At 70.2% G+C, this 9139-nt stretch carries 8 protein-coding genes and 1 pseudogene; 5 read left to right on the top strand and 4 right to left on the bottom strand.

What is annotated here, in order from left to right:
• Positions 1–811: 811 nt before the first annotated feature.
• Complete coding sequence (locus tag ACFOYX_RS21635) at positions 812–1075, bottom strand: SCO4848 family membrane protein (RefSeq protein ID WP_322444071.1); 264 nt, start codon at positions 1073–1075, stop codon at positions 812–814.
• A gap of 193 nt (positions 1076–1268) precedes the next feature.
• On the opposite strand from ACFOYX_RS21635, the gene ACFOYX_RS21640 reads away from it, so the two are divergent.
• The 4 genes from ACFOYX_RS21640 to argS all read left to right on the top strand — a co-directional run bounded on the left by ACFOYX_RS21640 (position 1269) and on the right by argS (position 5063).
• Complete coding sequence (locus tag ACFOYX_RS21640) at positions 1269–1703, top strand: PRC-barrel domain-containing protein (RefSeq protein ID WP_322444072.1); 435 nt, start codon at positions 1269–1271, stop codon at positions 1701–1703.
• A 41-nt stretch (positions 1704–1744) separates the two neighbouring features.
• Complete coding sequence (locus ACFOYX_RS21645) at positions 1745–1912, top strand: hypothetical protein (protein WP_165439861.1); 168 nt, start codon at positions 1745–1747, stop codon at positions 1910–1912.
• 91 nt (positions 1913–2003) lie between these two features.
• Positions 2004–3062 (top strand): tryptophan--tRNA ligase, encoded by a 1059-nt coding sequence (gene trpS, locus ACFOYX_RS21650; protein WP_322444074.1) that lies wholly within the window; start codon positions 2004–2006, stop codon positions 3060–3062.
• A gap of 282 nt (positions 3063–3344) precedes the next feature.
• Positions 3345–5063, top strand: a complete 1719-nt coding sequence (gene argS, locus ACFOYX_RS21655) for an arginine--tRNA ligase (RefSeq protein ID WP_322444075.1) — start codon at positions 3345–3347, stop codon at positions 5061–5063.
• A 49-nt stretch (positions 5064–5112) separates the two neighbouring features.
• On the opposite strand, the gene ACFOYX_RS21660 is transcribed toward argS, so the two are convergent.
• The gene (locus ACFOYX_RS21660; RefSeq protein ID WP_322444076.1) at positions 5113–6585 is read right to left on the bottom strand and encodes a M1 family metallopeptidase; all 1473 of its coding nucleotides are present in this window, start codon (positions 6583–6585) and stop codon (positions 5113–5115) included.
• A gap of 657 nt (positions 6586–7242) precedes the next feature.
• A pseudogene (locus ACFOYX_RS21665) lies at positions 7243–8151 on the bottom strand (L,D-transpeptidase); the annotation flags it as partial.
• Positions 8152–8414: 263 nt separating this feature from the next.
• On the opposite strand from ACFOYX_RS21665, the gene ACFOYX_RS21670 reads away from it, so the two are divergent.
• Positions 8415–8573, top strand: coding sequence for a hypothetical protein (locus ACFOYX_RS21670; RefSeq protein WP_322444077.1), 159 nt, complete (start codon positions 8415–8417; stop codon positions 8571–8573).
• 135 nt (positions 8574–8708) lie between these two features.
• Here the strand turns inward: ACFOYX_RS21670 and ACFOYX_RS21675 are convergent.
• The coding region (locus tag ACFOYX_RS21675) for a transposase (protein WP_377534294.1) at positions 8709–9139 on the bottom strand (431 nt) is incomplete at its 5' end.

The following is a 9139-nucleotide window of genomic DNA, read 5'->3' on the forward strand; positions in this document are numbered from 1 at the left end:
GGCTTATCAAGCACCCTGTTGAGTTCTCAAAGAACAACCACACACCATCCAGAAGCCCTACCCAGTAGGACCCCCATCCGGGGCATTTCGTCCGTCCGCACCCGCCGCTCTCGCGCCGGGCACTTTTACTACGTTACCTCACCGTCTTCCCCGTGTCAACCGGTGTGTCCCGGTGTGTCACGCTTGGTACGGGTTGGCGCCGATGAGCACGCGCAGCAGCGAACCGCTGCGCCTGATCATCGGATTTGGCAGGACGGCCGCCGCGGTCACCCGCGAACTCGTCCGCTTCCCTGCCGATCGACAACCTTACCCGGTCGGTTCCGCCTCGCCAAATCCGCCTCTCGGCGAATCCGGGGCACCGCCCGGTCCCAGGTTCCTGATGAGTGTAACCATCCGACCCTGGGGTCATTCCCGCGCTCCGGCCTGTCAGGTCTTTCGCCTGTTTCGTCCGTTCCGCGCTGGCAGAGAGAAAGTTACGCGTCTGCGGGATTGATCGTCAAATCCGTGGGTAGCGTCCCGCGTCACATCATCACCGCGAGACTATTTCCGCTGCTCAGCGGCGGTGTGGCCGGGTCGGTTCCCGGCGGCCGGGGGGTCGACGACCCGCTGACAGGGGGTGCGACCCGCTGCCGGCGCTGTCTGTTCCCCTGCCGCTCCCGGCCACCACGTTCGGATCGGCGGCCGGACCCGGGCCGCTCGGGCGCTGACCTGCTGCCCACGGTGGACGGCGAGGCGAGGCAGCTCGGCGTACGGCAAATGGTCCTGCTCTCCGGCGCAACGAGCGGTCGGCGCCCGGGAGGGGAAGTGGAGGTCAGGCGGACGGGCGGCCGGCGCGGCGGCGGGCCGCCCGCCACCCGCGGACACCGAGCACGCCGACGGTGGTGCCGATGGCCAGCGACGCGGCGATCAGCAGTGCGTGCACCCAGAGGAAGCTGGTGGCCGCGCCCTCGCCGACCGTGCCGGTGGACCAGGAACGCGGGTCGTTCCAGATGGCGACCGCGAACCTCGGCCAGATCACCCAGGTCCAGACCCCGACCCCGACCAGGAAGAACGACCAACCGCGCGACAGCACCATGGCTGGCCAGTATGCCAGCGGGGCAGGTCAGCGGCCGACGGCGAGGCGGGCCGGCGGGGCCCGCCCGGCGTGGAGGTCAGCAGCAGGTGAGGCATCTCCTGACGGAGTGGGGGCCCCGGGAAATGCCGGGGTGTTTCCGCCGGAGGTCGGCCGGGCAATTTTCCGGAGTCGCTACGACATACCGGAGGTGGCCGTGCAGCCCTTCAATCCCTGGACCTGGCGGGACCCCTCGGCGCTGGCCGGCGGGTACGACGAGACCACCCCGTCCGACGTGCCGCGGCAGCGGCCGGCGGGTGGCGGCGGCCCGGACGCACCCGGACCAGGCACGCCGGTCGACCTCACCGGCTACCGGGTCGAGGCGACCGACGGCCGGATCGGCTCGGTCGACGAGGCGAGCGCGGACGCCCGGTACCTGGTGGTGGAGACCGGTCCGTGGATCTTCGGGCGGAGGGTGCTGCTGCCGGTCGGGACCGTGGCCAGGGTCGACCACCTGGAGCGCAGGGTGCACGTCGACCGCACCCGGGACCAGGTGCGGAACTCGCCCGCCTTCGACCCGGACGACTTCGACCGGCCGGCGTACCGGGACCAGGTTGGCAGCTACTACGAGGAGAGTTATCGCCACGGCTGACCCGGCTCCCGTCGGGACGCCCCGACGGCTACCGTGGAGCCATGGTCCGGCCGAGCACCAGCGCCCCGGAGACCGTTGACGGTCTCCCGGCGGCTGCCGCGCCGGTTCTCCCGCTCCGCGTCGACGACGGTCGGGAGCAGATCCTCGACGTACTCCGTGCCGGTGGGTTGCGGTTCCGCGCCGGCGGGCGATGGCGGTTCGCGCTCTGACGAGCCGACTCCACTGATCCGGGCACACCCCGGGTCTCTCCGCGCGCCCGCGCGTTCCTCACCCGATCCTTGGCACGAAAGGCGTACCACCATGTCCGCAGCACGGATGCTCACCGGCGACCGCCCGACCGGGCGGCTGCACCTCGGCCACTACGTCGGCAGCATCGCCAACCGGGTGCAGCTGCACCAGCGGTACGAGAGCTTCTTCATCATCGCCGACCTGCACATGCTCACCACGAACAACACCCGCGAGCACATCGAGCAGGTCGCCCACAACGCCCGCGAGATGGTCACCGACATCCTCTCCGCCGGGGTCGACCCGGCCCGGGCGACCTTCTACCTCCAGTCGGCGATCCCGGAGGTCGGCGCCCTGAACACCCTCTTCCAGAACCTGGTCACCGTGCCCCGGCTGGAGCGGATCCCGTCGCTGAAGGAGATGGCCCGGGACGCCGGCAAGGAGGAGATGCCCTACGGGCTGCTCGGCTACCCCGTCCTCCAGGCCGCCGACATCCTCTGCGTGAAGGGGCAGGTCGTTCCGGTGGGCAGGGACAACGCGGCGCACGTCGAGGTGACCCGGGAGATCGCCCGCCGGTTCAACCACCTCTACGGCGACGTCTTCCCGGTGCCGGAGCTGGTCGCCTCCGACACGCCCGCCCTGGTCGGCACCGACGGCCAGGGGAAGATGAGCAAGAGCAAGGGGAACGCGATCGCGCTCTCCGACGACCCGGCGACCGTCCGCCGGAAGGTGATGGGGATGTACACCGACCCGAACCGGGTGTGCGCCGACGTGCCCGGGACGGTGGAGGGCAACCCGGTCTTCGCGTTCCACGACGTGTTCAACCCGGACCGAGCCCGGGTGGCCGAGCTCAAGGCGCGGTACCGGGCCGGTCGGGTGGGCGACGTCGAGGTCAAGGAGGAGCTGGCGGGCGCGCTCAACCGGTTCCTCGACCCGATCCGGGAACGCCGGGCCCGGTTCGAGGCGGAGCGCGGCCTGGTCGACCAGCTGATCTTCGAGGGCACCGAGCGGACCCGGGAGCAGGTCCGCCGGACCCTGGTGGAGGTCCGCCGGGCGATGGGTCTGACCAGCGCGTACAGCCAGGTGCGGCGGCGAGCCGAGCGGTACCGCAAGGCCGTCGCCACGCCGGCCTGACCTTCCGGTACGCGGACAGCCGGCTCGGGTACCGCCTTGCGCCGTACCCGGGCCGGCCGGTTAGGCTGCTTCCATGGCCAGCTCCCGCACCCTCGCGCCGACGTCCTGCGACGTTTCGGTCGGTGCGGCGCGACGCCGGCGATCCTTCGACCGCCTGCGCTGAGCACGTCCTTCCTGCGACCGGCGGATCGAGCCGCCGGTCTTCGCCGATCGTCCTCGGTCCGCCCGCATCCCCCGTCCGGAGATCCGCGTGAGGCGGATCCGAGCGAGATCGGCGTACCCATGGATCTGGAGAAGTTGCTGACCGACCGGCTGGCGCCAGCGTTCACGGCGGTGGCCGGCGTACCGGTCGACCCGGTGGTGCGGCGCTCCCAGCGCGCGGACTTCCAATCCGACGCGGCGCTGGCGCTGGCCCGGCGGCTCGGCCGGCCACCGCGGGCGATCGCCACGGAAGTCCTGGCACGCGCGGAGCTGGGTGACCTCTGCTCGGCGGCGGAGGTCTCCGGACCGGGCTTCATCAACCTGGCCGTCGCCGAGCGGACCCTCGGCGGGCTGGTCTCCGCGCTGGCCACCGACCCGCGGCTCGGCGTGCCGGTCAGCCCGGCCCCGGAGACGGTGGTGGTCGACTACTCGGCGCCGAACGTGGCGAAGGAGATGCACGTCGGGCACCTGCGCTCGACGGTGATCGGCGACGCGGCGGCCCGGCTGCTGGAGTGGCTGGGGCACCGGGTGGTCCGGGCCAACCACCTGGGCGACTGGGGCACGCCGTTCGGCATGCTGATCGAGCACCTGGTCGACCTGGGCGAGGCCGAGGCGACGCACGAGCTGTCGATGGGCGACCTGGACTCGTTCTACAAGACCGCCCGGGCGAAGTTCGACGCCGACGAGGCGTTCCGGGAGCGGTCCCGGCTGCGGGTGGTGTCCTTGCAGGGCGGCGACGAGACGACGCTGCGGCTGTGGCGGCTCCTCGTCGAGCAGTCCGAACGCTACTTCCTGACCGTCTACGACCTGCTCGACGTGACCCTGACCGACCGCGACTTCCACGGCGAGAGCAGCTACAACGACCTGCTCGGCCCGGTGGTGGCGGAGCTGGACCGGCTCGGGCTGCTCCGGGAGAGCGACGGCGCCGCCTGCGTCTTCCCGCCCGGCTCGGTCGGCCGGGACGGGGAGCCGCTGCCGTTGATCGTCCGCAAGTCCGACGGCGGGTACGGCTACCCGGCCACCGACCTGGCGGCGATCCGGCACCGCACCGGCGAGCTGAGCGCGACCCGGCTGCTCTACGTGGTGGGCCTGCCGCAACGGCGGCACTTCGAGATGGTGTACGCGGTGGTGGAGCAGGCCGGCTGGCTGACCCCGCCGGCGCGGGCGGAGCACGTCGGGTTCGGCTCGATCCTGGGACCGGACGGGCGGATGCTGCGCAGCCGGGCCGGCGAGTCGGTGAAGCTGGTCGGCCTGCTGGAGGAGGCGGTGGCCCGGGCGACCGCGCTGACCCGGAACCGGAACCCGGAGCTGGGCGACGCGGAGGCGGCCGAGGTGGGCCGGGCGGTCGGCATCGGCGCGATCAAGTACGCCGACCTCTCCAACGACCGGCAGCGGGACTACGTGCTGGACTGGGAGCGGATGCTGTCGCTGGACGGCAACACGGCGCCCTACCTGCAGTACGCGTACTCCCGGATCCGGTCGATCTTCCGCCGGGCCGGCGTGGCGGCCCGGCCGGACGCGAGCGTCTCGCTGGCCGAGCCGGCGGAGCGGGCGCTCGCCTTCGAGCTGGTCGGCTTCGGCGCGGTGGTCGCCCAGGTGGAGCGGAGCCTGGAGTTCCACCACCTGGCGGCCTACCTGCACCGGCTGGCCACCGCGTTCAGCGCGTTCTACGAGCGCTGCCCGGTGCTGCGGGCCGAGGAGCCGGTACGGGGGAGCCGGCTGGTGCTCTGCGACCTGACCGCCCGGGTGCTGCGGCAGGGCCTGCACCTGCTGGGCATCCGTACGCCCGAGCGGATGTGATCGGGCCGCGTCGGCGCCGGTACGGTGTCCGGCGCCGACGCGGCGGCGCTCACTTCACGGTGATGGACTTCGGGGTGGTCTTCGAGTCGAGCCAGGTGTTGATCAGCTTGGTGAAGTCGCGGCCGGTCTGCTTGTTGACGAACGCGATGAACGAGGCGCGGTCCTGGTGGGTGTTCTTCTGCTCCTGCACCCAGGCGGTGGCGAGCGCGAAGAACTTCTTGTCACCGATCTGGTTGTGGATCTCCCGGAGCATCGCCTCCGGGCAGAGGTAGACGTTGCCCTCGGCGAAGTTCTTCGGGTTGGGCTTGCCGGGCGGGCCCAGCTTCTTGCGCAGCGCGGCGTCGGCCTGGCGCGTGTACCGGTCCAGGCTGGCGTCGCTGAGGTTGAACGTGTCCTGGGTGTAGAGGTCCTGGGCGTACGTGGCGAAGCCCTCGTTGAGCCACAGGTCGGTCCAGGTGGTCGGCGTGACGGAGTCGCCGAACCACTGGTGCGCGTACTCGTGCAGCAGGTCGACGCCCCAACGGTCGCGGCGGGCCTTGGTGTTCTCGATCTTCCGGCCCATGGTGATCATCTGCTGGGTCTCCATGCCGGACGCCGAGTCCACCACCACGACTCCGCCGGTCGGGAACGGGTACGGCCCGAACCGCTTCTCCAGCCAGGCGAGGTACTGCGGGGACTTCTTCAGGTACGGCAGCAGCTTGTCGTCCGTGCCCTTGCGGTACCAGTAGGTCAGCGGAAGCCCGCGCGGTCCCTTGACGGTCAGCTTCTGGTACTTCCCGACCGCGAGGGTGGTGAGGTAGCTGGCCACCGGGTCGGCGCTGCGGTACGTGAAGGTGGTGCCGGACTGGCCGGCGGGGGTGCCGCTGGCGATCGCCGACCAGCCCGCCGGCACGGTGACCTGGATGTCGTAGAGCGCCTCGTCGGACGGCTGGTCGTTCGCCGGATACCAGGTGAACGCCCCGAACGGCTCCTGCATGGTCCAGAGGCCGCCCTCCTTGGTGACGGTCAGCCCCAGGGCCTCCACATCCTTGCGGTGCGACGGCATCGGGGTGGTCTTCGGCTTGCCGTGGTACTTCACCACCAGGGTGACCGGCTTGTCGGCGGTGACCGGGGCGGCGACGGTCAGCTTCTCCTTCGCCACCGTGCCGGTCACCGTCGTCCCGTCCAGCGTCACCCCGTCCACCTGGTACGGCATGAAGTCGAGGACGAGGCTGGGCGCGTCCTTCGTGGGCCGGATGCGCAGGGTGGCGGTGCCGGCGAGGGTCTTCGTCGGCGGCGCCCAGTCGAGGACCAGGCCGTAGTGCAGGACGTCCAGCGCCGCGGTCCCGCGGGCCGGGTAGATCGGGTCGGCCACCGGGGTGGAACGTCCCGCCTGCCAGGGCGTGTAGTCGACCGCCGGCGCGGTGGGGCTCGGGCTGGTCGAGGGGGACGAGGAGGCGCCTGCCGGGGTCGTCGGGTCGGATGTACAGCCGGCGACGAGCAGCGGCGGCAGGAGCAGGGTCAGGAGTACGGGGTGACGCATCAGCGCACCGTACGGGAGTCGGCGTCGTCCGTGGGGGCGGCCCGCGAACCGTCAGCGCGTGCCCTCCAACTCGCCTTCCCGGTTCATACCCGAAGGAGGCTCACCTCGGTCGACCGTGCGGAAGCGGTCCAGGAAACTGCCCACGGATCCCCCCCACTTCGACGCGTAGGCGTAGGGGTCAGCCGTGGGGGTCAAAACGATCAAGGGCCGGTCCCGTGACGGGAAACCGGCCCTTGACTTGCTGTGCGCCCGAAGGGACTCGAACCCCTCACCTTCTGATCCGTAGACAGACGGGCATCTATGGGTTACAAGATCAGCTCCGATGGTCCGCCTCGCTCCCGCATGGCCCGGGGGCGTCCTGGCGGATACAGGCAGGTCCGGCGGTTACATCTACGTGTGGCGATGGGAGTGAACCGTCCAGAACATTCCGAGAGACAGCGTGTCCCCGGCTATCCGCGCGAGTTCGCCGACGTCCGATCACCATCGGAGCACCAGGTGATCCACCCTAAGGGGCGTCTCGCAACCCGGTGAAGGTGTTGCTTGGCGCCGGGTTGGTGCTCACCCAGCCCAGCCCACGGTCCGGGGCAGCTGATACAGGGATGGCCGCCGCTTCAATGAAGCACTGACCGGCTCACGGTCCTTCCACGTACGCCGGGATCAATCGTCGGTGACCGAGGGAGTCGGGGCCGGAGATCCGCCGGCCACGGCACCCGGATGCGGCACCTGGCTCGGGGCCGGTCGGAGCCCAGCGGGTACAGGCAGGGCCCTGCCCCTGGCGAACTCGTCCCAGCTGACGTTCCACGCCGTCCAGCCGTTGCCCTGATCCAGCGTCACCTCGGTGCCCTTGACGGTGACGAGGTCGCCGACCTGGGTGATGCCCATCAGCCAGTCGGCGGCCGCGGCGGAGAGGTTGGTGCACCCGTGGGAGACGTTGATCTTGCCTTGGTCCCCTTCGGACCACGGCGCCCCGTGGAGGAATTCGCCGCCGTCGGTGAGCCGCTGGGCGTCCTCGACGTCGACGACGTAGCCGCCGTTCGGTTCGCCCCGGGTGTCGAAGGTGGCGTACTGGTGCTTCGCCATGATCACCATCTTGCCGCTAGAGGTGGGTGTGCTGGGCTTGCCGAGGCTGACGGGGATCTTCCGGAGCAGCTTGCTGTCCTGGTAGACCGACATTTGCTTGGTGGCGTTGTCGATGCCGAGCGAGACCTGCCGGCCGACCTTCGACGTCGCCCTGCGGTCCTCGTCCCCGACGGCGTCCTTGCCGATTGGCAGCCCCTTCAGGGCGCTCCGCACGCTGATCTTCGTACCGGGCTTGCAGAAGTCGGGGGCCCGGTAGGAGACCTCGCTGCCGTCGTCCAGCCACGACCAGGTGCCCGGCTGCGGAGGGTCGGTCTTCACGAACAACCGGCGCTGCACATCGTCCCTGGCGTCCTTGGGAACGGGCGGGTCGAACGCGACGACCACGGGTATCGCCGTCCCGTACGTCTGGTTGTTGTCGAAGAACAAGGTGCTGGTGGTCGCCGGTTTGGTCGATTCCGGCATGGTGGTGAAGGTGGTTCTGGCCGTGCGCGAAAATGGCGTGAAGTGGCGCCGTCGTCCGAAGTGTGCGCGAGGCGCCGGACGGACTGGTCCCAGGCGGAGGCCGACATCCCGCCCTTACGGCTTTGCCCTGTCGAGGCGGCTCAGCGGGAACTGTGGTCAGGACCCCGGCAAGTCCATCTGGACCTGCGGTCGCTGGTCGATTGAAGACAAGATCCAGTGGGTGGTCCCGTGACGTCGCCTACGACGAAGACCGCAGTCATATCCGCACCGCCGCTGGACCGCAGGTCATGGCCGTCCTCCGTAACGCCGCCACCGGCGCACTACGCCTGGCCGGCATCACCAACATCGCCGCCGCCAATCGCCACCACGCCCGCGACAGCCGTCGACCACTGGCCCTGCTCGGCATCGCCTGCCGACATTGCCAGGGCTCTGGGGCGGACGGGTGACGTTGATGGAGCAGCACCTGAGCTTCCGGGCGCTGGCGCTCAACGAGCCTGGACTGCGCGATCACCTGCTCCCGCAGATTCCTCGGATGATCATTTTGACCAGGAGCTCTAAGAGGGCGCGCAGATAGGTGGGTTTCATGGTCGACGGGTGGGGCGGGTGTCCCACCGGCGCGAGATCCAGGCCTGCCGGATGAGGCTACGTATAGTGATGATCGCGTCGGCGAGGTCGAAGTAGGCGTGGACGACTGACTCCTTGCGTTCGTAGCAGCGTTGGAGCCGGTTGAAGGCGTTGTGCCAGGCGTTCGTGCGTTCGATGTGCCACCACTGGGTGGCCTGGATAGGGGCTTTGACGCCCTTGCGGGCAATCTCGCCGGTCAGGCCGCGTTCGGTGAGTAGGTCCCGGCTGGTGGCCGAGTCGTAGCCGGCGTCCAGGTGGACGGTGATGTCGTCGGGTAGCGGGCCGAGGCCGTCGAGTTGCTCCAGGGTGGGTTTGAGCAGTGGGCAGTCGTGGCGGTTGGCGCCGGCCAGGACGCGTCCGAGGGGGATGCCGCGGGCCTCGACCATCA

Origin of the sequence: Micromonospora sp. GCM10011541 (genome assembly GCF_042650725.1) — a bacterium.
Lineage (GTDB): Bacteria > Actinomycetota > Actinomycetes > Mycobacteriales > Micromonosporaceae > Micromonospora > Micromonospora sicca.